The organism is Rickettsia endosymbiont of Rhinocyllus conicus (genome assembly GCF_964026465.1).
In the GTDB taxonomy this organism is placed as follows: Bacteria; Pseudomonadota; Alphaproteobacteria; order Rickettsiales; family Rickettsiaceae; genus Rickettsia.
This window is the reverse complement of record NZ_OZ032155.1, coordinates 1,714,551-1,740,950: the sequence shown is the minus strand read 5'-3', so window position 1 is coordinate 1,740,950 and position 26,400 is coordinate 1,714,551. Positions and strand designations below refer to the sequence as shown.

The window sequence follows — 26,400 nt, the reverse complement described above, 5'->3', positions numbered from 1 at the left end:
ACTGAATTTTAACTTTTCTTTATAAGCAAGGCAAGCAAAAACTTTAGCAGTTATATTTTGCCATTGAATAGTTTTATTAAAAGTATTATTATTAGTACTAATTAAAGTAATTTAAAAGTATTATTATGAGTCATATAATTTGTTCTGATGTAGTTGCAAGTGTTTCTGAGCTCAAATCAAACCCTATGGGAACTGTACAAAGTACTGGAGGAAAACCTCTTGCTATATTAAATCGTAATCAACCTGTTTTTTACTGTGTTCCTGCTGATTTATATGAAGTTATGATGGAAATGATTGATGATATTGAACTAGGCAAAATTATAGAGGAGCGTAAAAATGATAAAGAAATATCGGTAAATATTAATGACTTATGAATTAACCTTTTTAGAAACCGCTATAGTAAATTGACTTGAACACGGGACGTCGTTACTCGTCGCTCACCTATTATTTATAGGCATCGCTCCTTGCGTCTAGTCCCGAATTCAATTGAATTCACTATAAAAAAAGAATGGAAAAAATTAGCTCCAGATATTCAAAAGCAATTTAAAACTAAATTACAAGAACGTCTTACAAATCCGCATATCCCTAAAAACAGGCTTAGTACTATGCCGAATTGTTATAAAATTAAACTTCGCACGGTGGGTTATAGACTAGTGTCATTGCTAAAGTAAAGGGGACCACTAAATTGCACGAAAAAGGGACCAGAGAATTTGGTGTAACCTAATAAGGTTATAATGTGCAATATTCACTAGATAATTAATTAAAATAAATATCTAGTGATACAATGATAAGAATAAATATGTACACAACAATTATCACCCTTTATAAGCAAGGCAACAGTCAAAGAAATATTGCCAAACTAACAAGGATAGACCGTAAAACAGTAAGAAAAATAATAAATCGTTACGTAGAGTCTGGTACAGAATATCCTGCACCCTATGAACGATCTTCAGCACTGGATTCTTGGCACGAACAAATAATTGAGTTATTAGAAAAGAATCTAAGTTACATAAGAATTTTTGAAGAGTTAAAAATTCAAGGTTATACAAAAAGTTATGGTTCGCTAACCCGTTATATCAAAAAATATAAGATTCAGAATAACAGTTGCATTCGTTTTCATACTTTAGCAGGAGAGGAAGCACAAGTAGATTTTGGTGACATAGGCTTACAGTATAATGCCCAAGGGCGTAGAGTTAAAGCATATGTGTTTAATATGCGTTTAAGCTATAGTCGCCTTGATTATTATGAAGTAGTGTTTGATCAAAGTTGTAAAACATGGATACAATGTCATATCAATGCATTTAATTATTTTGCTGGTAGTCCAAAAGTAATAAAACTTGATAATCTTAAAGCTGGGGTGGTAGATAGCAATTTCTATGAGCCTGTATATCAGAAGGAATACAAACGTTTAGCTGATCATTATGGGATTTTACTTTCTCCTTGTCGTATATATCAACCTCAAGAAAAAGGCAAAGTAGAATCAGGCATAAAGTATGTCAAAAATAATTTTTTTGCTGGACGTAAATTTCATAGATATGAAGAATTAATACACGATCTTGCAAACTGGTTAAATAAAGCAAATAACCGAATACATGGTACTACTAAAAAAATTCCTCAGGAACTATTTGAGCAAGAAGAAAGTAATAATTTAATGCCCTTACCATTAGAAACGTTTGATTTATCATCGTGGCATAATCGAAAAGTAGCAAAAGATTGTCATATCACCATAGATAATAATTATTATTCCGTACCAGCAAAATATATATACAGTGAAGTATTGGTACAATTATCACCAAACCTTGTTCAAATATTTTCTATACAAAATGATTTAATAGCAAGGCACGTTAGAGTAGATGGCAAAGGAATATTTACCACTAATCCGTCTCATTATGCCAAATATAAACGTCTATGCCCAGGTTTTATAGAATATAGCGAACATTATCAACAACAAATGCAGCAGATAGGCAATAATTGCAGTTTATTATTAGAGTTATTACAACAAACACGAGTAAATGATTGGCAACGTTGTGCCAGAGGTATTATTTCTTTACGTAAGGTTTACAATGATGAGTTAATAGATAAAGCCTGTCATAGAGCATTACATTACGGTATAAGTTCTTACTCTAAAATTAAGAATATCTTAAATAGTAATGCAGTAAACTTACCATTGCCAGAGTTTGGAGGTCAGAATGCAGAACTTGCTTAATGACCTACGTAGTTTTAGATTATCAGGTATAGTCAATAGCTTAAATGAAAGGATTATTTATGCTCAAAATAATAAACTAGGATTTAAAGAATTTCTCTCACTATTATGTGAAGATGAAAAATCTCACCGTAAGGATAATAATTACCGTCGTCGTAAAAATGCTGCTAAATTACCGGTAACTAAAAATTTAGAAGACTTTGATTTTCAGTTCCAACCAAGTATTGATACCAAAGTAATAAGTGATTTATCTACTTGTGATTATATTAATACTAAGGGCAATGTCATATTCATAGGTAATTCTGGAACTGGCAAAACTCATCTTGCTATTGGATTAGCATTAAAAGCTTTAACACGAGAATACTCTGTATATTTTACTACGGTATCGGATATGCTTTATAATTTACATATTGCAAGAGCAGATAATAGCTATCACAAAAAAGTTAAATTACTCTTATCATTTGACTTATTAATTCTTGATGAGTTAGGTTTTAAGCAATTACCAAAACATTCAGTAGATGATTTTTTTAATATTATTGCTAAACGATATGAAAATAAATCTACCATTATCACCACAAACAAGGATTTTGAAAGATGGAATGAAATATTTGCTGATGAGTTATTAACTCATGCAATTATTGATCGAGTAGTACATCATGCACATATACTAAACATCACAGGTAAAAGTTATCGTATTAATAACTATAAATCTGGAGGTAATATGACATAAAAAATTTTAAATAAAGTGGTCCCTTTTTTACGTAATTTAGTGGTCCCTTTTTATTTGACAATGACACTAGTCTATAAAGTTATAGATACGAGGTTGGTAGTACAAGTTATAGCTATAGGACGACGTGATCAAAATACAGTTTATAAATTAGCACATAATCGTTTATCTTAAATAGAAATCTCTAGAGCAGATTATAATAAGTATTAATTGATTACCTTTAAATTTCTATTATTTAAACATTGTCTAAAAAATCTATTAATTGGTTCAGAATAAAATCTTGAAATCAAATATGAAATTAGCACAAATATGCTGATTATCTTTTATCTTATCTAATAAAACAACTATATGAAACCAAGGTAATTGTGCAGCAACCTGCTGCACAAATTCTAAATCTTTATACTCTTCAGCAAAACGCTTCATATATTTAAGATTTCTGCTACCAAATCCTTTAATTTATGTTATTCCCTCGAAAGTATATGGGTGTCATCCCGTGGTCAAGCCACGGGATGACATCGAGCCTTAAGTTAACACCTTTTGCAGGATAAGAACCTGCAACAATGCCTAGCAATCCACAGGATGACGCTCATAAATCTGTTCTATCACGCCATCAAGACCCATTAAGAATGTGTAAACTTTTAGTTGGGGGAATTTTTCTTTGATTATCTTACGGGCTTTATTTAAAATTTCCGTATGTGCTTCGGTTTCTTTTTCTTTAGTGCTTAAACGTTCTTCAGCTATAAGCTTTTTATAAGCCCCACATTCACGATGATCAAGGAAAATAATTTGCTTGATGTTATGTAAGTCTTGTAGAATTTCTATAGTATCTTCTATAGTCTTTCCCCAATGGGTATATTTCTCATTAACAAGAGCAAGCGAGGCTCCAGGAAGTGATACCTTATCGAAATCATCCTCTAAACCTAATTGCTTCATTAACTTGTCTGTTTCATCTATCAATCTAAAATCTACGCAACTTATTAAAAGAGTTGAAGCTTCATTTAGCGTTTTTAAATGCTCTTTACTTACTTCTACTTTTATAATTTTTTTATCGGCAAGCATATTTAATGAACCTAAAAATTAAAAATATTTCTTACATGCTTTAAAGTAAGAATAACCAGTTATGATTGTTAAAAAAGCTGCAATCCATAAAATTATTTCTCCAACTAAATCAAGATAGATAATATTAGAACCTTTTGAGCCTAATACTAATATTGATAAAGCAAACATTTGTAAAAAGGTTTTAGTTTTTGCAAGTGTTGAGACAGGAACACTAACTTTAACTAATGCTAAAAATTCTCGAAGACCGCTAACTAAAAACTCTCTTGCCAATATCAATAAACAAGGAATTTCATCTACATCACTTTTCTTCAATAACATTATAATAACACAGCCGACTAATAATTTATCAGCAATAGGGTCGAGCATTTTACCAAAACTTGTAACCAAGTTATATTTTCTTGCAATATAACCATCAAAAAAATCCGTAATACTAGCTAGCACAAATAGTAAAGCTCCAAGTATGCGGGCAAGAGGGCTATTAACATAAAATGTTAGTATAATAACTGGAATTGCAGCTATTCGGGCAATCGTCAAATAGTTAGGTAATTTTTTATCAATTTTCATCAATTATATTATAAACACTCCATTTATTTATCTAGCTTATTAATATAATATTGCTGGATTATGGATAAAATATTGTTCCAAGACCAATATATTAAAAGACCTGCCGGAAAACTACTAAACATTACTAGGAAAACTAAAGGCATAAATTTCATTACTTGAGCTTGTACTGGATCAGCAGGCTCAGGACTCATTCTTTGTTGCAGGAACATAGTAATAGCCATTAAGATAGGCCATGCACCAACCATTAAGAACGAAGGTAGAGAAAACGGCAATAACCCAAATAAGTTAAAGATACTAGTAGGATCAGGAGCGGATAAGTCTTTAATCCAGCCATAAAATGGTGCTTGACGCATTTCAATAGTAACATAAAGCACTTTATAGATAGAGAAAAATACCGGTATTTGAACAATTATAGGCAAACAACCTGCTACGGGATTTACTTTTTCCTTTTTATATAAAGCCATAATTTCTTGATTTAAACGAGCTTTATCATCACCATATAAATTTTTTATCCTATTGATTTCAGGCTGTAAATTCTTCATTCTTTTCATTGAACGATAGGATTTATTAGCCAAAGTAAACATCAGTAACTTAATAATAACAGTAACTATTAAGATACTGATACCGAAATTACCAACATATTTATAAAAGAAGTTCATAGCATAGAAAACTGGCTTAGTAATTATATAAAACCAACCGAAATCTATAGCTCTATCAAATAATTTAATGTTATATTGTTTTTCGTATTTGTCTAGCAAATCTACTTTCTTTGCTCCTGCAAAAAGTCTTCCTTTAATAGAAAAATTCTCACCTGGCTTTACTATTTGTACAGGTGAAATAAAATCTACTTGATATCGCTCTACTTCTTGTTTAACTGCATAATTAAAGTTTGAACTATAATTACTTGATTTATCAGGAATTAAAGAAGTAAGCCAATATTTATCAGTAATTCCGATCCAATCAACTTTACTTGCGGAAAACTTCTCACTTTTTTTGTCCTTAATATCATCATATGAATATTCTTTTAGGTTTTCATCTATACACCCAATAGGACCTTGATGTAGTATATTTACGGCTTTTTCTACAGCAGTATATTTACGATTTATTAAGCCATAAGATTGCACAGGAAGTTCTTGATTGCTATTATTGACGATAGTTTGTTCTATAGTAAATAAATAATTTTCATCTACTGTAATAGCTACTAAAAATTTAACCCCATCCTCATTAACCCAAAATAAATTAACTGGTTTTTCAGGAGTTAATATTTCACTATCACTATTCCATATAGTTTCGTTATTAGGTAGCTTTACACTAGATAAGTTACTCACCCAACCTATTTCTGCAAAATACGCATCTTTAGTATCAGATGGTGAAAATAATACCACTTCAGGGCTATTTTCAGATAAATCTTGCTTATATTTTTTCAAAATTAAATCATCAAATCTAAGTCCTTTTAACGAAATAGAACCAGAAAGTGCATTCGAGTCTATTTTAATACGTGGTGCTTGACTTGCTTCTTGAACAATAACAGGTGTAGCCTCTAATTGTGCAGATTCTTTTTTCTTTAAATCTTTTGCTTTCTGCAACGCTATTTGTTGTTGCTGCTTTTGCTGCTGCGGTTTTACAATAAAATATTGCCAACCAAAAATTATACCTAAAGACAGTACAATGGCTGCTACAAGATTAACTATATTATTATTCATTAGTAAGTACTTAATTTTTTATATTTTAGAGCTTTAAATTTTATAGGATTTAAATAAAATAATCAAGAACAATTGATGAGGATGTCATCCCGTGGCTTGGGAACTAGATCCAGCATAAAGTGAGAGAAATCGAGCTTTAATTTTTATTTGTATTTTTAATTACTGGATCCCGTGGACAAGCCACGGGATGACAAAATACCCTACACTATACCGACATTTTGGAAGATTTTTAATTTAAATTCAGGCAATACGGAAATTATATGTTCAAAAATATCGGCTTGAACTTTTTCGTATCCTATTAAACTTGTTTCTTTAACGAAAATATATATTTCGATAGGTAAGCCATTAACAGTTGGCTGAAGTTGTCTAACTAAAAAAGTAAACCCTTCAGTATAAATAGCAGGATTATTTTTTAGATATTCTTGAACATATAATTTAAATATTTTGATATTTGTTAGATCTTTTTCGTCTTTATCAAGAGTGATTTTATTGATTACATCTTTTGATAGATAAGGAGATTTTTTGAGATTTGTTAAAATAGTAGAATCACAAAAATTAATAGTTGCCATATTTATATTAAATTCTCTTTTTACTCTTCTTGCTCCTGCCTCATCGACTCCTTTATAATTTATAACGTTGGAGCTTAAAACACTAGAAGTAGGAATAGTTGAAATAGATTGATCAAAATTTCTAATTGTCACTACAGAAATAGTAATTTTTTCTACAGTCCCTTCGACTTCACCAATACGCACCCAGTCACCTATATTGATAATATCTTGACTGGTTAGTTGAAGACTTGCAATTAACCCAAGCATAGTGTCTTTAAAGATGAATGTTAAAAGAGCAGCGGCAGCACCTAAACTTGTTAGAAAGACACCAAGCGAAATATTTAATAAATAAGAAATAGTTATCATAGCCGAAATGATCATGACAAATATTTTTAATATTTGAAAATATAAGCTTAAAGGAGCTTTTTTAGCAAAAGTTTTAATTCTATTATGATAAAGGTCAGCACCAGCATCTATAAGGGTTAGCAATAGCATAGTGAAAGATAAACTGACATATAATATGACTATAGTATCTTTAATCCCAAGTAATATATGTGCTTTAAAAGAACTTGGATGAAAGATATTTCCCCAGGATATGAAATAAATCCCTAAGAGAGAGTGTAGTAAATAACGAAATATCGGATATTTCTTCAACACTCTTTCATAATCTTCATAATGATGTCTTGTTAAATAATTTCTTACTGGAACAAAAATTAGTTTTTTAATTAAAAATACTAAAGGTATAATAGATACCAGCATAACAAATAACATTATTATTTCAGTACTTGATGTACGATATAAATCCATTAAATATTGCATATTTTACTTACCATATTATTATGTATGATTATAAATAAATTTTTATTATTCCTAAAAATTTTATTTTTATCAATAAATTTAACTAAAAAGAACAAAATAACTTTTTAACTATGACATTCCCGAATATTAATCCTATTATTTTCTCTATAGGACCGCTAGCCGTATCTTGGTACTCTCTTTCATATATAGTTGGAATTTTACTTGGCTGGTTTTATGCAAGTAAAATTATAGAAAAATTTCCTACAAAAATCACCAAGAAAAATTTAGAAGAGTTTGTTACTTACGCTATTATTGGGATAATAGTTGGAGGCAGACTCGGCTATATTCTATTATATAATCCTTATAAATATTTTTCAAATCCGATAGAGATTTTAAAAACATATGAGGGCGGAATGTCCTTTCACGGTGGTGCTATAGGAGTCATTATCACTGCTTATATATTTTGCAAACGACATAAACTTAATTTCTTAAGTCTTACCGATATTATTGCTCCAGTAGTCCCAATTGGTTTATTTTTCGGCAGAATTGCCAATTTTATTAATGGTGAGTTATATGGGCGTGTTACAAATTCATCTATTGGTGTAATTTTTCCAGATAGTGATTTAAACTTGCGTCATCCTAGTCAATTATACGAAGCTTTCTTTGAAGGGTTAGTGTTATTTTGTATTTTGGCTTATGCTGTATTTAAACGTAATACAATTAAAAAGCAAGGTTTAAACTCAGGTCTGTTTTTAATGTTTTATTCTCTTTTTAGAATAATTATTGAGATATTTAGAGAGCCGGATGTGCAAATCGGCTTTATTTTTGATAGTTTAACTATGGGGCAAATTTTATCGATGCCGCTGTTACTTTTAGGTAGTTATTTAATAATAAAGGCAGAATGTCGATCGATCACAAAATAAGGGAAATAATTGAGCAAAGTGGCTATATCACTTGTGATCGTCTTATGCAGGAAGTTTTACATGTAAGCCCAACTTCTTATTATAGGCAAACGAAATCCTTGGCAGAAGAAGGGGATTTTACTACCGCTCCTGAAGTTTCGCAGCTATTTGGCGAAATTATAGGCTTATGGTGTATAAAAGAATGGCAAAGAATTGGTAGTCCTAAAAATCTTAGCATAGTCAAGCTTGGTCCTGGCAGAGGGTTATTAATGCGGGACTTATTACGCACAGCAAAATTAGTTCCAGAATTTTATAACGCTTTATCGATCAACTTAATTGATATCAATGAAAATTTTATTGTTCAGCAAAAATCCAATCTACAAAACTTTGATTTACCGATTAATTGGTACGTATCTATAGAGGATATCCCCAAAAAACCCGCTCTAATAATAGCTAATGAGTTCTTTGATGCTATGCCGATAAAGCAATATATCAAAGTAAAAGAATCATGGTATGAAAGAATATTTGTAGTGCAGCCGGTAGATGGGAAAATCAAGTATGATAAAATAGCTGTTAGTAAACAATTACAAGAATATTTACAGAAGACACATTTAGATGCGAAAGACGGAGCAGTGTTTGAAGAGTCCTATAAATCTATAGAGATTATGAAATTTATATCCGAGCATATAAAAGAATTGGGCGGAAGCGGTCTTATAATAGATTACGGCTATGATATAAACCCGAATATTAGGACTAGATATCAATATAACTCAACCTTGCAAGCTATAAAAAATCATAAATATTGCCCAATAATTGAGAATTTAGGGGAGGCAGATTTATCAGCCCATGTAGATTTTTATGTACTCAAAACAGTAGCTCAAAATAGCAAGATAAATATAATAGATACAATCTTACAACATAATTTTTTAATAGAAAATGGGATTTTACTACGCAAGCAAACGCTGCAAAACAAACTTAATTCCGAGCAAGCAGAGCTAATAGAGAGACAAGTAAATAGGTTGATATCTCTGAAAGAAATGGGCGGGTTGTTTAAAGTATTGCAGGTGATGAAAACGTCACCTACTGTGTCACCCCCGTAATCAAGCAGGCGTTGTTGCGTGGATCGAGAGTCGTCATTGCGAGCGAATGAAATGAGCGTGGCAATCCAGAAAAATAATAAAAAATGCTATAAATTAGCAATTTTTATACTTCCTTGCTTCGTCAATTACTTCGTAATTTCCTTAGCTCAGACGGAAAAACTGATCCACGCTGGCAATGCCGCCACGGGATGACAACCTACCCACCAATCCTTGCTGTACAAATCCTTTCAGTGATTTCTTTTAATTTTTCTATTCGCTCAATAAGATAAAGCAGCTGTTCTTTCGTGATCTTATAATTTTTATCATATCGTGCATCAACATAAGCTTTTTTTAACAACTCAAAACATTCTTTTTGTTCATGCGTTGCAATAGGAAAAACTTGTAATAACTCACTATCATAATTTTTTGCCATGCCACCTAATTCTTCTATATCGTGCAACTTAGGTTTATAATTAGAGAAAACTAATAAAATAGCACTGTATAAACTTTCGGTAGCTTGATGAAGCAAAAAAGCACTGATATTAAAAATTTCTTCTTCCAAAGCATTTTTAGAAGTTTTTAAAAAATATTTACCACTCTTAAACCACTCTTCAAAATAATCTTGAGCGATTTCTTTCATCTCACTCCAAGGTAAATCTTTAGCCTCGCTTAAAATATACTCACCACTGTCGTATAAAAGTATCCCTTCTTTTTTAAGATCGGTATAGAAATAACGTCCTTTTTCTAATTGTCTATTTATCTCTTCTATTGATTCTAAAATTATTGATATCCGTGAATCATAAGGGATAATTTGATCTTTTATTACACCTTTTCTTTTTAATCTTGTATATATTCTATCTTTTAGGTTTAAAGTAGCATGATCTTTATACTTACCTTTCTTTAAGATAATCAAAATATCCGTATCACTATGATAGCCGTTAGGTAGATCACGTACCCAATCGCCTCTAGCAAAAGAGCCGTACAGGATAATCATGGCGATTTTGTCTTGGGCAAGCTCTAAAATCTGCTGCACTATAAAATCAAGCCTACCTCTAATATGCAAAGAGCGTTCAGGTAATATGGTTTTCATTTAAATCATGCCACTCTGGATTTTGAGATTCAATTAGATTTAACTTCCATTGTCTTTTATATTCTTTTAGTAATTTTTCACGACTAATTGCCGCTATAATATCATTATATTGTTCAAAATAAACTAATTTATTTGTGTTATATTTAGAAGAAAATCCTTTAACTATTTTATTTTTATGCTCGTAAATACGTTTTATAATATTTGAGGTTATGCCAATATAAATGTACCATTACGCTGGCTTGCTAATATATATACATAATATTGTTTCATTATACTATTTAAATTAAAAGCTCGATTTATCTCGCTTTATGCTGGATCTAGTTAGCAAGCCACGGGATGACATCGATTTTATAGACTCAAGCCTACCTCTAATATGCAAAGAGCGTTCGGGTAATTCGGTCTTCATTTAATACCTATCTTTATCATCATACACCCCCCAGAGGTCTTTTTTAAGTACCCAACCAGTGTAATTTTTGCAGGTAATTTGGCAAAATTGTTCTTTGCATTTTTTTAAGCCACAGCGAACTTTAGGCATTAATTTTGCTATTACTCTACTCTCTATATTTGCATATTTAAGTAATTCGATCTCTTGATCAGCAATAATAATTACTGATCTTCTACCTGATAAGACGCTTGAATGTATCCAGCCACTTTCGCCATGAATATCACGTACTTGTCGCCACTGTTCATATTCGGCAATTATTTCTACTGGTTCACCTTTTTTAACAAAAACCCACTCTATTGCTGCTTTCGTAGTCGGACCGCTTCGTGCATTAACTTCATTAGATTTTATTGAAACAAATCTTGGAATGGGTAACTTTTTATTATCGGCATTAATTGTTGTTGATAGTATTATTGCAATTAAAGCAATGAGAATCTTAATCATTATACTCTACTTCCGATAAGCTATCCTCTTTCTTTGCTACTATATAATTACCAAGCCTAAATTGTACTTTTATTCTATTGATTTCTTGCTCGCTAATGCCTATGAATTTTAAAACAGTACCGCCAATTTGAAGGCCTGTTTCATAACTTTCAGGGATAATCGTGGTTGCTCCTAAATCATAGAACTCTCTGGAATTTTTAAGGCTTTTTAGCTTCACGATAACTTGCATATCAGGATAGTTAGCGGTAATTGTTTTAAGCGATATCTTTATAGTTACTTGATTATTCATAGTAAGTATGATAGCAAGAGCCCTATCTGTACCAAGGGCTTTTAGAGTATCTGCCTGTGATACATCACCTTTAAAAACTGGAAAACCGTCTGTTAACCCTTCCTTAACTCTATCTTCGTCTAAATCTAATATTACATAGCTTGTTCCTTCAGCTTCTAAAACCCTTGCGACCATTTTACCGATATTACCAAGCCCCGCAATAATAATATGATTTGTTAAATCTCTTGTACCAAGCTCTATAATTTGCGTTGGGGTCTTGCCGAGACCTTTATCGACTTTTTCAGCAATTTTTCGTCCTAATGCTGCAAGTAGCGGTGTAAGTGCCATAGTAAAGGTAACAACAAGCAATAATATGTTAGCACTACTTTCTTCTAAAACACCACTTTCTTTACCTAAGCTAAATAATATGAAAGCAAATTCTCCGCCCTGCGATAATAAAAGCCCTGAATAAAAAGCAACACCTTTATTAAACCCAAATAAAATACAAAAAGCTGTTATTATTAAGGTTTTGATACCTATTAAAGCAATAGATAAAGTAAGGATAAGAGATAGTTTTTCATACATTTCAAGTGTGTCGATATTCATACCGACAGTCATGAAGAATAGCCCTAAGAACAGACTCTTGAAAGGGTAAATACTTTCTTCAGCTTGTAGTCTAAATTCAGTTTCAGCAACTAATACTCCAGCAACAAAAGCTCCAAGTGCTAGCGATAAGCCGAAAGTTTCAGTAGCCCAAGCAGCAGAAAGCACTATTAACAAAGTCATTGAAATAGGTAGCTCATTAGCACTATTACTTTCGGAAGATATGAATGAAAATATTGGACGAAGTAAAACACGACCCGCAACAAATATAGTAAGTAAAGCAGCAATGGCTTTTAAAAACGCAATACCAAGTGCTGTCGCAAGAGAAGCCTGACTATTACCGCTAAGCAGTGGTACTATTACAAGTAATGGTACTACAGCCAAATCTTGAAGTAGCAGAATTGCTAAAGAAATTCTACCGATTTGTGTTGATTGGCTACGGTTTTCCTCAATGACCTGCATAACAAGGGCTGTAGATGAAAGTGCAAGTCCGCCTCCGGTAATAATAGCAGCACTACTATTGCCGTCTATAAGCACCATCGCACCGGCAATTACTATGGCGGTTGTTAGAACTTGTAAAGTACCAAGCCCAAAAACATACCGTCTCATAGCTTTTAATCGCTCGAAAGATAGCTCAAGCCCTATCGCAAATAATAGAAATACTACACCAAGTTCGCCAAGTAACTTAGTCTGGTCATATGTTACAATTTTTAAACCATGATCACCAATTGCAGCTCCAGCAATTAGATAGCCAAGTACCGGACTTAACTTAAATCGCTTAAGTATAGCCACGATAAAGACTGCAGTACCAAGTAAAATTATAACATTAATAAGTATGTGATCGTTCATTTAAAAATATTTATTTTTTCCAAATTTCTTCAAGTTTAAAATGTGTTCTTGCTTCAGGGTAAAAGATATTAACCAAAATAGTACCTGCATCTATTAGTACCCACTCTGATTTACCAAGCCCCTCTATATTAGTGCTTATACCGGCTTTATTTTTTAACTCTAATGCCACATATTCAGCTATTGCTCCAACATTCTTAGTTGACCTGCCGTTAGCAAATATAATATAATCAGTTATCTTATTTTTACCACTCAAGTCAATTACATCGATATCTTCTGCTTTCTTTTCATTTAGACATTCTAAAATAAATAATTTTAGTTCTTCGCTTTCTTTTTTCATGTTACTGTAATATATTATTTTAGTATTAATTATATTCGCAAGAATCATTATTATCAATAGAACTCTATAGATAATATAGTAATTAATAACGTATATATTATATAGGAATTAATAAAATAATGGCAATATCTGCAGAAGAATTAGAAAAAATACTTAAAAAATCTTTTCCAAATGGTGTAATTAAAATTACCGATTTAGTAGGTGATCAAGACCATTATGCATTAGAATTATCAGATATACAGTTTAAAGGACTTACTTTAATTAATCAACATAAACTAGTAAAAAATGCTCTATCTGAGGTATTAAATAAAAAACTCCATGCAATTACGATAAAAACCATTGCAATTTAATAATCAGTACTAAGAGGATTTTGTGGTGCTACTAGGGGGAATTGAACCCCCGACCTCTTCATTACCAATGAAGTGCTCTACCCCTGAGCTATAGTAGCTTAAGCTTTATAAATCTTTTTAGAAATGTTTATAGAGCTTAGAATTTTATTCCAAACTCTTTTTGCCACATATTTATTATTAAATCAAGAGAAATTTGGAATTTGTTATATTATTCCTCTACTATCCAAAGGCTTTACCACACATATCAACCTCTTTAAAAATATAGAATTCTTCAAAGTGAATAGCAGCATCTTCTGAATTTTTACTGTCCAAGATAGGCTTGTAAAAGATTATTTAGCCAATTTTTCAAATAAAACGAGTATATTTATGTACGGTTTTTGTAAAAGAATAATGCTATCAATGCAAGAATGCAGCTTAAGATGATATAATAAACTGCAGAAGTAACTTGACCTGTTTTTTGTACTAGATACTCAAAAACAAGTGGAGTAGTGCCACCAAATAATAGTTGTAGCGGTGTTATATGAAAGCGAGAGTGCAGTGTTACGTATTTCGGTAGGATAAAATTCTGCCTGCAAAGCTGGCTCAGGACCAATATAGCTAGCAGCAAGCACTGCGAGTATAAATTATGAAATAATTACGCCGGTGAAATTACCTGTTTCAAAATTATTAAGTAAAAATGGAGTTGCTATAATAATCACTACAAGGTTAATTACAAAAATTTTCCTGCGACCTATAACATCGGATAAATAACCGCTAAGTAATGTTATAGCTATCATAATTACATAACATACGCTTGCTAGGCTGTTTACTTCATTTTCAATAAAGTTACGACTGATTTTTAAAAATGACACTAAATAAATTGCATGCAAATAGAATATTATCGAACCTGGAGCATTGATAAAAATCGAAATTAATATATCAAACCAATGCTTAGTAATAACTTTTTTTAGCGGCGAATTCTGTATCTTTTTCTGTTCTTTTAAATTTTTAAAATTTGGCGTTTCATGCGTATGGTTCTTAATATAAAAAGCTGCAAAAAGAATAAAGAAACCAAGTAAAAAAGGTATCCTCCAGCCGAAACTATCAAACTGTTCAGCGTTTAAGATATTCTTGACGATATAAGAAACAAAAGAACCAAGCAGTAAACCAGCACATATGCTAGACATTGAAATACTGCCAGTAAAACCTCGATGCTTTGGATAAGTATGCTCAATAACAAACGAGATAGAACCAGTTAAAGCTCCGCCCATTGACAGCCCTTGTAAGATTCTAACAACAATCATTGAAATAGTGGCAGTGATACCGATAGTATGGTAGGTCGGTAATATTCCAATTAATACAGTTGGGGCAGACATGCAGAATAAAGCACCAGTTAAGGCTGCTTTTCTGCCAAATTTGTCACCAATAACACCGAAAAATATGCCTCCAAGTGGTCTTGCCAAATACCCTATAGCAAAGACTAAAAAAGCCTGCAATAAAGAAGTATTAGCATCATCATTTGGGAAAAACTTAGTTCCGATTATCGGTGCAAAGTAACTGAATAGTACATAATCATACCATTCAAAAGTGTTGGCTATGCCGCTTGAAAATACTATTTTTTTTCGATTCATATTTTTTTGCTCATGGCTTTTTTTTCAGAATATATTATAAATAAAGTTGCTGGAATTATGATTACTGCCCCGTGCAATGTACTTTTGTCTGGAAACTCGTTAAATATGAAATATGCTGCTATTGCCGAAATCACAAGCTCTAAATATCTATAAGGAGCGGTAGCGGTAGCATCTACCATAGAAAAAGCTTTAAGTAGCAAAAATAATATTAAACTCCCGCTACTGCCTAAGATAAATAACAACGCTAATTCAAAAAGAGTTGGAGTAAGCCAGTAGTTAGCTGCAGCAGGTATCGATACCACAGCAGTTACTATTGCTGAGTAAAATAGCATACTAATCATTGACTCTTTTACCACAAATTTTTTGTTTATAATATCAAGCATAGCAAATGAAATAGCTGCTAAAACAAAATAGAGCATTTCGGGGTTAAAATCCTCGGCATGAGGTTTAAGCGTAATTACTAACCCAACGAATCCTACTATTGTCACTACCCATCTTTGCCAAATGATATTTTCATTAAGAAAAAATACGGCAAGTATTAAAGTAAATAGGGGGATAGAAAAACTTATAACAGTCGCAGTAGTAACAGGTGCAATACTTAAGCCGTAAGTCCACGAAGTCATACCAAAAAATAATAATAATCCCCTTAAAATATGAACAAAAGGACGACTTGTTTTTAAGGTATTTTTACCATAATAAGCAACGAAAGGTAATAAAACTATGCTACTGAAGAAAAAACGGAAAAAAGCTACTTCAAAACTGTGCAATCTAGTTCCTAAATATTTAGACATTACATCGTTAGCACTACTACTTACTAAACTAAGTAAGAACCAACCTATACCTATTGAATATGTTTTTAATGCATCATTCATTAATATACTCCAGTAATTTCTATAATTTTATTTAAATTTCTTGACTTTTGATATGAAAGAATCTTATCTTCTAAAAAATATAAATACATAACGATGAAAAGCTTATGTTATAATATAATAATGAATTTTAAGCAATTAAAGGATTGTAACTATGATAAGAATGTCTAAAAGGTTAGGAGTAATTTTGTTTGTATCATGCATAAGCATTAATAGCTTTGCTAAAAGCATGGAAGCTGATGTAAATGCTGTACCGGAATATAATTATGATGATATTCCATATTATGAAAATGAAGGAAGTTTACTCGTTAAAATGCGTCTAAACGGAGTTTTTGCACATGCTAAGCAAAAAAACTTACCCGCTCCTACAGTTCCTCAGCCTCTTCCAATAGGTGAGTTTGTAAAAAATGGTTATGGTGGTGATATATCTACTACTATATTCTTCAACAATTATTTTGCTACTGAATTATCTTTAGGTTTTAATGTTTTACGTACTAAAAATTCAGTGCTTAGTAATGTATCCTATAACTATGGCGTTGGAGCAACACCTGGTAAAAGCAAGCCTCTTTACATGATCCCAGCAACAATTACAGGACAATTTCATATGGCACCTTTCGGTGGCATTAGACCTTATGTAGGGCTAGGTTATCATGGTTCATATATGATCACTCAATCTAGCGGTATTAAGATAAGAAACGGAAATGGTTTTGTAGGACAAATAGGTCTGGATTTCTATGCTAAAGATGATACAGTAATAAATTTAGACATAAAACAATATTATTTAAATCCTAAAATTGTATATAAGCCAAGTTTAGTAGGAAATAAAAATGTTACCTCTAGAACTAAGCTTAATCCTTTAGTAGTTTCTATAGGTATAGGATTTAGTTTTTAGTATAATCGTCATTGCGAGCGACTTATAAGGAGCGTGGCAATCCAGAAAAAATAATAAAAAATGCTAATTTATAGCATTTTTTATACTTCCTTGCTTCGTCAATTACTTTGTAATTTCCTTAGCTCAGACGGAAAAACTGATCCACGCAGCAATGCCGCCACGGGATGACAGAGGATATAATTTACGCAAACATATAAATAAAACATATTAACCTATGTCCTTACAGATTATCCAATTATTATATCTCATAGCTGCTATTTGCTTTATTCTATCGCTCAAGTTTTTGTCATCACAGAAACAAGCACGTTTAGGCAGTACTATAGGTATTTTGGGGATGACAATAGCAGTCGGTGTTACTTTCTTTCTGCCTGATTTTGCCCATAAATTACCTATTATAGCTACTATATTAGTTGGGGGCATAATAGGCGGGGTAATTGCTCTTAAAATTTCTATGACGGCAATGCCGCAATTAGTTGCAGGCTTTCACTCTTTTGTTGGTCTTGCTGCGGTATTTGTATCTTATGCTACTGTACTTGCTCCTGAAAATTTTGCTATAGGTATTGCAGGAAGCTTGCCTATCAGTTCTTTGATAGAGATATCACTAGGTGTATCTATAGGTGCTTTAACTTTTAGCGGTTCAATTATTGCTTTTTTAAAGCTACAAGGCTTAATGAAAAGCAGCCCATTAAAATTTTATGGTCAGCAATATGTATGTTTAGTGACTACAATATTATTAGTCGCATTAATAGTGTTGTTTATTCGCTCAGAAAATATATTTCTATTTAACCTAATAATATTACTATCTTTGCTAATTGGGGTATTGCTTATAATACCGGTAGGCGGTGCTGATATGCCGGTGATAGTATCGATGTTAAATTCCTATTCAGGTTTTGCAGCTGCCGGTATAGGTTTTACCCTTAGTAATAGTTTGTTGATTATTACTGGAGCTTTAGTTGGTAGTAGCGGTGCTATACTTAGCTATATAATGTGTAAGGCAATGAATCGCTCCTTAATCAAAGTTATTTTTGGTGCATTTTTACCAGCTCCTAGTGGTGCTAGTAAAAATATAAATGATGATAAGGTAGCAAAAGCAAGCTGCCCTGAAGATGCAGCAAATTTATTGCGTAATGCATCATCTGTTATAATTGTTCCTGGTTATGGTATGGCAGTAGCTCAGTCTCAGCATATTATAAAAGAAATGGTCGATATATTAGAAGGGTTAGACATTAACGTACGTTTTGCTGTACATCCTGTAGCAGGTAGAATGCCAGGGCATATGAATGTGCTACTTGCTGAAGCTAATATTGATTATGAGAAAGTTTTAGAGCTTGAAGAGATTAATAGAGATTTTGCTACTACCGATATAGTTTTAGTTATTGGAGCAAACGACGTAACTAATCCAGCTGCTAAAAATGATCCAGATAGCCCGATTTATGGTATGCCTGTTTTAGATGTCGAAAAAGCTCGTAGCGTTTTGTTTATTAAACGTTCTATGGCTTCAGGATATGCTGGTATAGAAAATGAGTTATTTTATCACGACAATACCTTTATGTTATTTGGTGATGCTAAGAAAGTAGTTGAAGAAATTGTCAAGTTTCTAAATGAAGACTAGAATGTGTTACATAGATCGAAAAACGTCCTCGTGTCATCTAGTTGCTTGTCCACGAGATGACATAAATGAAGATTGACTTAAATAGCACCATTTGTTATAACCTTTCTTATTAAGCTAAAAAACAAATATCATGAATTCCCAAAAAATATTACCGCTACTTCCAAAAGCTACGGCTATGTGGTTAATTGAAAACACCTCATTAACTTTTAAGCAGATTGCTGATTTTTGTGGTATTCATGAACTTGAAATAAAAGGTATGGCAGATGGTGAAGTAGCACAATCTATTAAAGGGCTTGACCCGATTGCAAATGGTCAGCTAACTCTGGAGGAAATTGATCGTTGTAGCAAAGACCCTAAAAATGTCCTACAAATTTCTCATAGCCCTGCCTATGAATTAATGAAGAATCAGAAAAAACAGCGTGCTAAATATACACCAATTGCAAGACGCCAAGATAAACCTGATGCTATATACTGGTTACTACGTAATTATCCAGATATTCAAGATAATCAAGTAGTTAAGCTTATTGGTACTACTAAAACTACCATCGATGCTATTAGAACCCGCAGCCATTGGAATATGAAATCTATTCATCCACGTGACCCTGTATTACTTGGACTTTGTAGCCAAGTAGAACTAAATAAGGCAGTAGCGATGCTAGAATCCGCATCAAGCCAAAACAAAGAAACTAAAGACTCTTAAGACAAAAAACATCATTGTGAGAAGAAACTGAAAGTTCGACTAATTAATCTCAGGAATTCCACTTTATGAGATTGCCAAGTCGATTCTACGAATCTCCTCGGAATAAGGCATTGTCGCATGGATCGGCTAAAAAATACTAATAATATTAGTATTTTTTATTATTTTTTCTGGATTGCCACGCTCATTTCATTCGCGTAGCTCAGACGATTTGGTATCCACGCAACAATGCCTCGCAATGATGACTCTTGATCCACACGAGAAATGCCATCACACGACATCGAGCGTTTTTTCTAATCATCCACATCGGAAAATGCATCATTATCATTAAGCTCATCATCTAATTCTTGAGAAGATTGGTTATTTTCATCATTAGATTTGAAATTACCTAAATCTTTACTGTTTAAGGTTTTAACTGATTTTAAAGTCTCAACAGGGATAATAACTATTATGTTTTTATTTAATTCATCAAAATATTCTGTAGTTAAAGAATCTTTAAGCACTCCTGAATATTTATTGCTTTTGCTGCTTGCTATGAAATCCTCTAAAGATTTACTTTTATAATAATTTTCAGATGTAAAAATCATTGTTATAAAAAATATCACGGCTGAAATAGCAGCTCCTACTGCAAAACCGGCTAATAATCCCAAAAATCGATCAATGAAACCATTCCTCATAAATGAAATTATTGCTAGGAATTTATAGACGATAAAAATGCATAAGATTAAAGAAATAATATAGGATATAACCCCGCTACTTATATTACTCTTACAACCTCATTATGTACGTATTTGCTTATTATTTGCGAAATATGTGGATATAAGAAATATGTTAACATTATCGAGGTAATAAAACCGAGTATTCTTGTCGAAAAACCTATTATCCCTTGGTATAATCCAAAAAACGAAAAAAGTGTGATAATAGAAAAAATAGTAATATCAAAAAATGTGATCATTATTGTTAACTTCTATTGAATAATTGAATTTAAATCTTATATACTTAATAAATAACTATTATAATACTAGTTTTATTATGAATGATAAGATCTTTTATAACCTATCCGGTAAAACACTAGTTTCAACACCTTATGTAATTACAAAAGGTATCTACCATAAATCCTTGATTTATATGTTATCACATACAGAAGAAGGTGCAATAGGATTAATGTTTAATCGTTTAGTAAATCATATAGATTTAAAATCATTTTTTAAAATAAAAAATGATGAAATAGTAAATCCTGTTATGGTGCCTATATATCTTGGCGGACCTGTAGAGCATGAAAAAGGATTCTTTTTACATTCCACAGATTATAATAAAAACTTATTATTAGATTTTCATAATGATTTAGCAGTAAGCTCTAATTTAGAAATTTCAGAAGATATAGCTTTCGGTAAAGGACCTAAAAACAGCTTATTAATTGTAGGATATACTGGGTGGAAAGCAGGGCAGCTTGAAAAAGAGCTAGAAGAAAATCTATGGCTAGTTATGGATTGTGATAAAGAATTTATTTTTGCTGATAATCCTGAAAATAAATGGCATAATGCATTAAAGCATTTAGGCATTGATGAGGCACATTTCTCTTCCCAAGTAGGAAGTGCTTAAGTCAGTGTTATTGCATGGATAACGAATCGTCATTGCGAGCGATTGAAAAATACTTTTCGATCCATATAACAAAAAAGTTACAGGATCACAGATCATAAGTATAACAACGCATTTTAGAATAAACATAAACAAAAAATGATTTCGATATTTAGCAAATTAAAGCAAGGTTTATCTAAGACCTCAGGTAAAATATCAGCAGGTATTGATAAGATATTTTATAAGAAAAAACTAGATGCAGAAACATTAGAGGAGCTGGAAGAGCTATTAATTTCAACTGACATGGGAAGTTTGGTAGCAGCTAAAATTATCGAAGATTTTAAATCGCTCAAATTCGATAAAGAAGTTGAAACTACCGAAATAAAAGAAACTCTAGCAAATCTTATTGAACAGCAATTATTAGAATCAGAAATTCCTTTCACTTTAAATGAAAATAAACTAAACGTGGTTTTAGTATGTGGTGTTAATGGTGCAGGTAAAACAACCACTATCGGTAAGCTTGCTGCAATGTATGGAATGCAGGGTAAAAAAGTAGCAGTTGCCGCATGTGATACGTTCAGAGCCGCCGCCGTAAATCAGTTAGATAGTTGGGTAACCAGAGCAAAAGCTTTGCTTATTACCGGCGAAGAGGCAGCAGATCCCGCAAGCGTTGCTTACAGAGCAGTAGAAGAGTCAATTAAGCAAAATATCGATATACTTTTTATTGACACAGCAGGCAGACTTCACAATAAAAAGAACTTGATGGATGAGCTTACTAAGATTGTGAAAGTTATCAAGAAAGTAGACGAGGACCTCCCTACTCATAGCGTTTTAGTGATAGATGCTATTACTGGACAAAATACCTATAACCAAGTGGAGCATTTTAACGAGGCTACTAATTTAACCGGTCTTATTGTAACCAAGCTTGACGGTAGTGCTAAAGCTGGCGTGATTGTCGGGATAGTGCAGAAATTTAATTTACCGATATATTTTATTGGTATAGGCGAACAGATAGAAGATTTGAAAATATTTAACCGACACGATTTTGCAAAAAGCTTAGTGGGGTTATGAGTTTAGGTGTCATCTAGTTGCTTGTCCACGGATCCAAAAAATAATAAAAAATACTAATTTTATTAGTGTTTTTAACTGGATCCCGCTACAAGCTCGCGGGGATGACAACTGGAAAACTGATTCACGCAACAAAGCCGCCACGGGATGACAAAAGCTAATCCATGCAGACAATGCCTCCTCGCAATGACGAAAACCTTTACCTATCATTTTTAGGTAAGCCTAAGCAATAATGTTTAAGAAACTTTCCATCGCTACTAATTAAATATACAAAATTAGAGTGTTTTAGTTCATATTTACCGGTTTCTGTATCAAATGTTTTTGGCTCATAAAATACTTTGAATTCATTAGCAACCTGCGTAATATCATCTATTGTACCGGTTAAACCTATAAAATTATTATCTATATTTTCAAGATATTTTTTGAGTACTTCGCTTGTATCATTTATTGTCCCAAATTTGGGAGAAAAACCCCGCACTTGCAGTGCGTCGTTTTAACATATAGAATGTAGAGATGCAGTATTACAAGAAGATAAGCCACACAGTTTACGATTGCACTTATCATATAGTATGGGTGACTAAATATCGATATAATATATTGGTTGGTGATATTGGTAGGAGAGTCAAGGACCTAACCCAAGAGATATGTAAGGATAATGGAGTAGAGATATTAAGAGGGAAGATAGCTTCAAATCACGTACATATCTATGTATCTGTGCCACCTTATCAAAGTATTAGTAAGGTGGTACAGTATCTAAAAGGAAAGAGTTCAAGGAAGATTCAGCAGGAATTTCCAGAATTACGGAAACAGTATTGGGGTAAACACTTATGGGCTGTTGGATATTTTGTCAGAACCACAGGCAATGTGACTGACCAAATGATCAAGGATTATATTGATAAACATGAATCGAGAGATGATAAGTTTGGAAACTTTCAAGTTGAAAACTAGCTATAGCTAAGGCATTGATGCCATAATCTTAAGCCCTGCATTTGCAATGCAGGGTGGTTAACTGGATCTAGAGTAATAAATACTGTCTGCACTACGATATTTTCTTTTTATAAAATCTTTATAATATCCTCTATCTTTTTCAATGCATTCTCATCATCTAACGAGTAAGTAACGCCAAAGTAAATTAGGCTTAGATGTCCTTTTAAATCTTTATCATTAAAAACTTTCCCTTTTTGATCCTTAAGAGCGAATTTGATGGCTTGAGAATTATTTTTATTGCTAACTTTCGTATTAATATAAATCTGAGATGGTTCAAACGAAGAGTAAAATAAATATAGATATATTATGCCAGTGATTACAGCTAAGGCTATGAAGATTTTTATTAGGTACATTTGGTTTTTATGTTTTTTCATACCCTGCCGAAATTAGTTAACGAAAATATATTATTAAAATTTATACATAATTAGAAATAACTACAATTATAAAGCTTATTAGTCTAGTAAATAAAGTAAAAATAATCATACATGCGTATAAATATTGCAATATTTGTTTAGTGTTATTTTTATCACATCAAATCTTTTTAGTTAAGATTTATTAATTAATTTATCTAAATTATTAAGCTAATCTAAAAGTTTAGATTTAATTAGAAAAAACAACTAAGTAATAGGTTAATTATGATCAATCATCCTAAACACCCTAAACATCCTAGATATATTAGAGAGAAACAAATAAGCTCTACAAATAGCTCATCCCAAGAGTCAATTACCAGTAATAAAAATGAAACTCAAACAAAACAAGTAGAAGAAAGCACTAAAACTGTGGTGAAACTAGGCATAGAAAAAGAAATAGAAAATATATTCGAGAGTGAAAATTTTATTAACTTAGTTAATAAATATAGTGATGAATCTATTTTTAGTAAAAATAAGAAAGTCCTAATTATACTAGGACAAGAACAACAAGATCTAAATATTATAGTTAATTTTTTTAAAGATAATAAATTAAGTTTGGAACGTAATACGCACAAAGATTGGTATTTTTCAAAAAAAAATCCTGTAGATAATCCAGAAATTTTAGACAGTTTTAGAGGCTATGTAACATATAAAAGTCCTTATTTAAATAGTGAAGCTTCAACACAAGAACTTACCTTAGATAAATTCTTATTGCCAAAAATTTTGAGTACTGCTCCTACTAAATTTATATTGGCAGTAAAAAATATTGATACAACAAAAAATGCAGAAGAGGGTATAAAAAACATCGCTCAGATATTTAAAAAATTTACTCAATTACTTGGCAATGTTGATATAAATGAAGGGAATGTGGCTATAGTGGTAACTGACAGCAAACCAAGCGATGATAAAGAACGTATTTCTAATATTTTCCATGATGCTATTGAGCTTTGTAATTTTAATGATAAACAAAAATCTTTTATTAATAAAATACAAGACTCTATATATTTATTGCCCCAAGCTAGTGAACAAGCAAAGGATTATAAAGCTTTACCAAGTTTTAAGTCTGGCAATTATATAACTCAAAATGAAAATAATAAAATAACCATCGATGAAAAACTTATTCCATATTTTATAATACAGACCGTTAAGAACAATATAACAAATGAGGTCAGCAAATTTAAAGAATTAGTATATGCAAAATGGGAGAAAGAAAAGAGTTTAGTCTTTAAATTTAAAGTTTCTAATAATACTGATAAGTTACAAAAATTAGTAGAAACCATAAAAAATTATAAAGCTACAGATAATAGTAATAAAACTATAGGAAGTTTTTTAGAAGTTGTTAAGGAATTAAATCAGATTTTAGAAACTCCAAACTCTAAATTGGAAAGCTTCTTAAATTATTTAAAACATTTTTCTGACACTAAATTAAGTGATCAACATGATTTAGACATAATTGATGTTAAAGATTGGTTTAGCACTTTATTTGCTTCTTTTAATAAAATAGATTTAGAAGCAGAATTAATAGAGTCTTTTAAAACTGTATTAAAAAGTGATGAGTTTTCATTCGTTGGTAAGCTAAATGATGCTATTAAAGACTTTTATCAAGATATAAAAAATAGTAAGATTTTAGATATAAATCAAATAAATAACATAGAAAATCTAAAAGCTTTTTTAAAATCTATTAAAGATGCTAAGATTCAAAATTTAAAGGATATTACAGATACATTAACAAACAATATTCATTGTATATCTTTTAAATCTTTAGATATGTCTAAGATCATACTTGATAGTATAAGTAACTTTAAAAAATTAGTAAGTTCGATTAGTGAGCAACAAGCTAAATCTCTTTGGACTTGTATTACAGCATTTAAATCTATTGATGAAAAAAGTTTTACTGAAGTAATATATAGTAAGCTACTACATAGCCAAATAGCACCTATGCAAGAACAGAGTGCTTATAATTCGTTAGGGGAGTTATTAATAGCAACGCATGGATCTATCGCTTTTCATAATAAACAAGATGAATTGTACAAAAATCAATTAGCTGAAATTTATTGTCAGCATGCACAAGTTGTAAGTATACCTTCTGCAATAGATTTATATAAAAAAGCTGCTGCACTAGATTCTGTTAAAGCAAATACAAAACTCGGTAACATATATTTACAGCAAAGAGAATATGCAAAAGCATTAGAATATTTAAGAAAAACTAAATGTATTGATGATGAGGAAAAAGCATTTAATGGATTAATCGATGATATGATGCATAACTCTCAGATAAATAATAGGAATTTAGCAGATGAGTATTTATTGCAGGCAGGATATTATAAAAAACACAGCAGAATAGATGATGCAACAAAAGCTTATCTTATTGCTATAGGTAAAATGGAAGGAATAGTTGAGCCTAAGGATTACTTAAAATTATCTGATATATATAGAAATCTAGCAAATACAGTTTTACCGAATAATAATAATAAAACAGAATATTTTATGCAAGCTACAGGATATAAGGAATTAGCAGAAAAATTTGATATTCCTCAAAATATAGAGCAAGATACATCTGTAGATTTCTCACGCCCTATTTACGATCCTAAGGATGTTTTACTAAGTGGTGACGATTCTGATTATTACTCAGACTCAGGTAATTAAAATATCTTAATATAATTTTTATAGACAAGTAAAAATGAGGTGATAGTATAAAATAAATATATTTA

Annotated in this window: 23 protein-coding genes, 1 tRNA gene and 6 pseudogenes; 14 read left to right on the top strand and 16 right to left on the bottom strand. The window is 31.6% G+C overall.

Annotated elements, in window-relative coordinates:
- The first annotated feature begins 125 nt into the window (after nucleotides 1–125).
- From AAGD54_RS09380 to istB, 4 genes are all read left to right on the top strand, one after another.
- Nucleotides 126–374 (top strand): type II toxin-antitoxin system Phd/YefM family antitoxin, encoded by a 249-nt coding sequence (locus AAGD54_RS09380; protein ID WP_341794677.1) that lies wholly within the window; start codon nucleotides 126–128, stop codon nucleotides 372–374.
- Between the two features lie 90 nt (nucleotides 375–464).
- Nucleotides 465–671, top strand: a complete 207-nt coding sequence (locus AAGD54_RS09375) for a type II toxin-antitoxin system RelE family toxin (RefSeq protein ID WP_341794676.1) — start codon at nucleotides 465–467, stop codon at nucleotides 669–671.
- A 128-nt stretch (nucleotides 672–799) separates the two neighbouring features.
- Nucleotides 800–2,206 carry an IS21 family transposase gene (gene istA / locus AAGD54_RS09370; protein WP_341794291.1) on the top strand — a complete coding sequence of 469 codons (1,407 nt, stop codon included), beginning with the start codon at nucleotides 800–802 and terminating at the stop codon, nucleotides 2,204–2,206.
- Nucleotides 2,190–2,933, top strand: a complete 744-nt coding sequence (gene istB, locus AAGD54_RS09365; protein WP_341794290.1) for an IS21-like element helper ATPase IstB — start codon at nucleotides 2,190–2,192, stop codon at nucleotides 2,931–2,933. The genes istA and istB overlap by 17 nt, the downstream gene beginning before the upstream one ends.
- 264 nt (nucleotides 2,934–3,197) lie before the next feature.
- Here istB and AAGD54_RS09360 read toward each other — a convergent pair whose 3' ends face one another.
- The 5 genes and pseudogenes from AAGD54_RS09360 to AAGD54_RS09340 all read right to left on the bottom strand — a co-directional run bounded on the left by AAGD54_RS09360 (nucleotide 3,198) and on the right by AAGD54_RS09340 (nucleotide 7,623).
- Entirely contained in the window at nucleotides 3,198–3,353 is a 156-nt protein-coding gene (locus tag AAGD54_RS09360) for a DUF1016 N-terminal domain-containing protein (RefSeq protein ID WP_341788594.1), read from the bottom strand.
- 141 nt (nucleotides 3,354–3,494) lie between these two features.
- Nucleotides 3,495–3,992: pseudogene (locus AAGD54_RS09355) on the bottom strand (carbonic anhydrase); the annotation flags it as partial.
- A 15-nt stretch (nucleotides 3,993–4,007) separates the two neighbouring features.
- Nucleotides 4,008–4,553: a CDP-diacylglycerol--glycerol-3-phosphate 3-phosphatidyltransferase gene (gene pgsA, locus AAGD54_RS09350; protein WP_341794675.1), complete on the bottom strand. Its 546-nt coding sequence runs from the start codon at nucleotides 4,551–4,553 to the stop codon at nucleotides 4,008–4,010.
- 23 nt (nucleotides 4,554–4,576) lie between these two features.
- Complete coding sequence (yidC, locus tag AAGD54_RS09345) at nucleotides 4,577–6,256, bottom strand: membrane protein insertase YidC (RefSeq protein ID WP_341794674.1); 1,680 nt, start codon at nucleotides 6,254–6,256, stop codon at nucleotides 4,577–4,579.
- 200 nt (nucleotides 6,257–6,456) lie between these two features.
- Nucleotides 6,457–7,623 carry a mechanosensitive ion channel family protein gene (locus AAGD54_RS09340; protein WP_341794673.1) on the bottom strand — a complete coding sequence of 389 codons (1,167 nt, stop codon included), beginning with the start codon at nucleotides 7,621–7,623 and terminating at the stop codon, nucleotides 6,457–6,459.
- A gap of 110 nt (nucleotides 7,624–7,733) precedes the next feature.
- Here AAGD54_RS09340 and lgt point away from each other — a divergent pair, with 110 nt between their 5' ends.
- The gene (gene lgt / locus AAGD54_RS09335; protein WP_341788591.1) at nucleotides 7,734–8,525 is read left to right on the top strand and encodes a prolipoprotein diacylglyceryl transferase; all 792 of its coding nucleotides are present in this window, start codon (nucleotides 7,734–7,736) and stop codon (nucleotides 8,523–8,525) included.
- Nucleotides 8,504–9,604 (top strand): class I SAM-dependent methyltransferase, encoded by a 1,101-nt coding sequence (locus AAGD54_RS09330; protein WP_341794672.1) that lies wholly within the window; start codon nucleotides 8,504–8,506, stop codon nucleotides 9,602–9,604. Before lgt ends, AAGD54_RS09330 begins: the two co-directional genes overlap by 22 nt.
- A gap of 196 nt (nucleotides 9,605–9,800) precedes the next feature.
- On the opposite strand, the gene AAGD54_RS09325 is transcribed toward AAGD54_RS09330, so the two are convergent.
- The 5 genes and pseudogenes from AAGD54_RS09325 to rsfS form a co-directional block, all read right to left on the bottom strand.
- Nucleotides 9,801–10,673, bottom strand: a complete 873-nt coding sequence (locus AAGD54_RS09325; RefSeq protein WP_341794671.1) for a HEPN domain-containing protein — start codon at nucleotides 10,671–10,673, stop codon at nucleotides 9,801–9,803.
- Nucleotides 10,654–10,943, bottom strand: a pseudogene (locus AAGD54_RS09320) (GIY-YIG nuclease family protein). The gene AAGD54_RS09325 and the pseudogene AAGD54_RS09320 overlap by 20 nt, the downstream one beginning before the upstream one ends.
- A gap of 136 nt (nucleotides 10,944–11,079) precedes the next feature.
- Nucleotides 11,080–11,559, bottom strand: coding sequence for an SH3 domain-containing protein (locus AAGD54_RS09315; RefSeq protein ID WP_341788588.1), 480 nt, complete (start codon nucleotides 11,557–11,559; stop codon nucleotides 11,080–11,082).
- On the bottom strand, nucleotides 11,552–13,279 hold the full coding sequence (locus AAGD54_RS09310; RefSeq protein ID WP_341794670.1) for a monovalent cation:proton antiporter-2 (CPA2) family protein: 1,728 nt from the start codon (nucleotides 13,277–13,279) through the stop codon (nucleotides 11,552–11,554). Before AAGD54_RS09310 ends, AAGD54_RS09315 begins: the two co-directional genes overlap by 8 nt.
- Before the next feature lie 10 nt (nucleotides 13,280–13,289).
- Nucleotides 13,290–13,616, bottom strand: a complete 327-nt coding sequence (gene rsfS / locus AAGD54_RS09305) for a ribosome silencing factor (RefSeq protein WP_341788586.1) — start codon at nucleotides 13,614–13,616, stop codon at nucleotides 13,290–13,292.
- Nucleotides 13,617–13,735: 119 nt separating this feature from the next.
- Here rsfS and AAGD54_RS09300 point away from each other — a divergent pair, with 119 nt between their 5' ends.
- A complete protein-coding gene (locus tag AAGD54_RS09300) occupies nucleotides 13,736–13,966 on the top strand; it encodes a BolA/IbaG family iron-sulfur metabolism protein (protein WP_016948072.1) in 231 nt (76 codons plus the stop codon).
- A 23-nt stretch (nucleotides 13,967–13,989) separates the two neighbouring features.
- On the opposite strand, the gene AAGD54_RS09295 is transcribed toward AAGD54_RS09300, so the two are convergent.
- The 3 genes and pseudogenes from AAGD54_RS09295 to AAGD54_RS09285 all read right to left on the bottom strand — a co-directional run bounded on the left by AAGD54_RS09295 (nucleotide 13,990) and on the right by AAGD54_RS09285 (nucleotide 16,448).
- Nucleotides 13,990–14,064 (bottom strand) — tRNA-Thr (locus AAGD54_RS09295).
- Nucleotides 14,065–14,330: 266 nt separating this feature from the next.
- Nucleotides 14,331–15,576, bottom strand: a pseudogene (locus tag AAGD54_RS09290) (MFS transporter).
- Nucleotides 15,573–16,448, bottom strand: a complete 876-nt coding sequence (locus AAGD54_RS09285) for a DMT family transporter (protein ID WP_341794669.1) — start codon at nucleotides 16,446–16,448, stop codon at nucleotides 15,573–15,575. The pseudogene AAGD54_RS09290 and the gene AAGD54_RS09285 overlap by 4 nt, the downstream one beginning before the upstream one ends.
- A gap of 151 nt (nucleotides 16,449–16,599) precedes the next feature.
- Here AAGD54_RS09285 and AAGD54_RS09280 point away from each other — a divergent pair, with 151 nt between their 5' ends.
- The 3 genes from AAGD54_RS09280 to AAGD54_RS09270 all read left to right on the top strand — a co-directional run bounded on the left by AAGD54_RS09280 (nucleotide 16,600) and on the right by AAGD54_RS09270 (nucleotide 19,649).
- Nucleotides 16,600–17,337, top strand: a complete 738-nt coding sequence (locus AAGD54_RS09280) for an OmpW family outer membrane protein (RefSeq protein ID WP_341788583.1) — start codon at nucleotides 16,600–16,602, stop codon at nucleotides 17,335–17,337.
- Nucleotides 17,338–17,551: 214 nt separating this feature from the next.
- Nucleotides 17,552–18,949 carry an NAD(P)(+) transhydrogenase (Re/Si-specific) subunit beta gene (locus AAGD54_RS09275; protein WP_341788582.1) on the top strand — a complete coding sequence of 466 codons (1,398 nt, stop codon included), beginning with the start codon at nucleotides 17,552–17,554 and terminating at the stop codon, nucleotides 18,947–18,949.
- A gap of 130 nt (nucleotides 18,950–19,079) precedes the next feature.
- A complete protein-coding gene (locus AAGD54_RS09270) occupies nucleotides 19,080–19,649 on the top strand; it encodes a cell cycle transcriptional regulator TrcR (protein ID WP_341788581.1) in 570 nt (189 codons plus the stop codon).
- Between the two features lie 290 nt (nucleotides 19,650–19,939).
- Here AAGD54_RS09270 and AAGD54_RS09265 read toward each other — a convergent pair.
- A pseudogene (locus AAGD54_RS09265) lies at nucleotides 19,940–20,601 on the bottom strand (CvpA family protein).
- A 77-nt stretch (nucleotides 20,602–20,678) separates the two neighbouring features.
- Here AAGD54_RS09265 and AAGD54_RS09260 point away from each other — a divergent pair.
- Nucleotides 20,679–21,248, top strand: a complete 570-nt coding sequence (locus AAGD54_RS09260; protein WP_011476723.1) for a YqgE/AlgH family protein — start codon at nucleotides 20,679–20,681, stop codon at nucleotides 21,246–21,248.
- A gap of 135 nt (nucleotides 21,249–21,383) precedes the next feature.
- The gene (gene ftsY / locus AAGD54_RS09255; protein WP_341794668.1) at nucleotides 21,384–22,295 is read left to right on the top strand and encodes a signal recognition particle-docking protein FtsY; all 912 of its coding nucleotides are present in this window, start codon (nucleotides 21,384–21,386) and stop codon (nucleotides 22,293–22,295) included.
- Nucleotides 22,296–22,491: 196 nt separating this feature from the next.
- Here the strand turns inward: ftsY and AAGD54_RS09250 are convergent.
- Nucleotides 22,492–22,737 (bottom strand): annotated as a pseudogene (locus AAGD54_RS09250) (SCO family protein); the annotation flags it as partial.
- Between the two features lie 68 nt (nucleotides 22,738–22,805).
- On the opposite strand from AAGD54_RS09250, the gene tnpA reads away from it, so the two are divergent.
- Nucleotides 22,806–23,240 (top strand): IS200/IS605 family transposase, encoded by a 435-nt coding sequence (tnpA, locus tag AAGD54_RS09245; protein ID WP_341794258.1) that lies wholly within the window; start codon nucleotides 22,806–22,808, stop codon nucleotides 23,238–23,240.
- A gap of 110 nt (nucleotides 23,241–23,350) precedes the next feature.
- Here the strand turns inward: tnpA and AAGD54_RS09240 are convergent.
- Nucleotides 23,351–23,653: pseudogene (locus AAGD54_RS09240) on the bottom strand (photosynthetic protein synthase II); the annotation flags it as partial.
- Between the two features lie 261 nt (nucleotides 23,654–23,914).
- Between AAGD54_RS09240 and AAGD54_RS09235 the strand changes: the two are divergent.
- On the top strand, nucleotides 23,915–26,335 hold the full coding sequence (locus AAGD54_RS09235) for a hypothetical protein (RefSeq protein WP_341794667.1): 2,421 nt from the start codon (nucleotides 23,915–23,917) through the stop codon (nucleotides 26,333–26,335).
- Nucleotides 26,336–26,400: the final 65 nt, after the last annotated feature.

Excerpts from the sequence above, each read along its gene's own strand:
- AAGD54_RS09380 (WP_341794677.1), top strand. The coding sequence starts at position 126 with ATGAGTCATATAATTTGTTCTGATGTAGTTGCAAGTGTTTCTGAGCTC.
- istA (WP_341794291.1), top strand. The coding sequence starts at position 800 with ATGTACACAACAATTATCACCCTTTATAAGCAAGGCAACAGTCAAAGA.
- istB (WP_341794290.1), top strand. The coding sequence starts at position 2,190 with ATGCAGAACTTGCTTAATGACCTACGTAGTTTTAGATTATCAGGTATA.
- AAGD54_RS09360 (WP_341788594.1), bottom strand. The coding sequence starts at position 3,353 with ATGAAGCGTTTTGCTGAAGAGTATAAAGATTTAGAATTTGTGCAGCAG.
- pgsA (WP_341794675.1), bottom strand. The coding sequence starts at position 4,553 with ATGAAAATTGATAAAAAATTACCTAACTATTTGACGATTGCCCGAATA.
- yidC (WP_341794674.1), bottom strand. The coding sequence starts at position 6,256 with ATGAATAATAATATAGTTAATCTTGTAGCAGCCATTGTACTGTCTTTA.
- AAGD54_RS09340 (WP_341794673.1), bottom strand. The coding sequence starts at position 7,623 with ATGCAATATTTAATGGATTTATATCGTACATCAAGTACTGAAATAATA.
- lgt (WP_341788591.1), top strand. The coding sequence starts at position 7,734 with ATGACATTCCCGAATATTAATCCTATTATTTTCTCTATAGGACCGCTA.
- AAGD54_RS09330 (WP_341794672.1), top strand. The coding sequence starts at position 8,504 with ATGTCGATCGATCACAAAATAAGGGAAATAATTGAGCAAAGTGGCTAT.
- AAGD54_RS09325 (WP_341794671.1), bottom strand. The coding sequence starts at position 10,673 with ATGAAAACCATATTACCTGAACGCTCTTTGCATATTAGAGGTAGGCTT.
- AAGD54_RS09315 (WP_341788588.1), bottom strand. The coding sequence starts at position 11,559 with ATGATTAAGATTCTCATTGCTTTAATTGCAATAATACTATCAACAACA.
- AAGD54_RS09310 (WP_341794670.1), bottom strand. The coding sequence starts at position 13,279 with ATGAACGATCACATACTTATTAATGTTATAATTTTACTTGGTACTGCA.
- rsfS (WP_341788586.1), bottom strand. The coding sequence starts at position 13,616 with ATGAAAAAAGAAAGCGAAGAACTAAAATTATTTATTTTAGAATGTCTA.
- AAGD54_RS09300 (WP_016948072.1), top strand. The coding sequence starts at position 13,736 with ATGGCAATATCTGCAGAAGAATTAGAAAAAATACTTAAAAAATCTTTT.
- AAGD54_RS09285 (WP_341794669.1), bottom strand. The coding sequence starts at position 16,448 with ATGAATGATGCATTAAAAACATATTCAATAGGTATAGGTTGGTTCTTA.
- AAGD54_RS09280 (WP_341788583.1), top strand. The coding sequence starts at position 16,600 with ATGATAAGAATGTCTAAAAGGTTAGGAGTAATTTTGTTTGTATCATGC.
- AAGD54_RS09275 (WP_341788582.1), top strand. The coding sequence starts at position 17,552 with ATGTCCTTACAGATTATCCAATTATTATATCTCATAGCTGCTATTTGC.
- AAGD54_RS09270 (WP_341788581.1), top strand. The coding sequence starts at position 19,080 with ATGAATTCCCAAAAAATATTACCGCTACTTCCAAAAGCTACGGCTATG.
- AAGD54_RS09260 (WP_011476723.1), top strand. The coding sequence starts at position 20,679 with ATGAATGATAAGATCTTTTATAACCTATCCGGTAAAACACTAGTTTCA.
- ftsY (WP_341794668.1), top strand. The coding sequence starts at position 21,384 with ATGATTTCGATATTTAGCAAATTAAAGCAAGGTTTATCTAAGACCTCA.
- tnpA (WP_341794258.1), top strand. The coding sequence starts at position 22,806 with ATGCAGTATTACAAGAAGATAAGCCACACAGTTTACGATTGCACTTAT.
- AAGD54_RS09235 (WP_341794667.1), top strand. The coding sequence starts at position 23,915 with ATGATCAATCATCCTAAACACCCTAAACATCCTAGATATATTAGAGAG.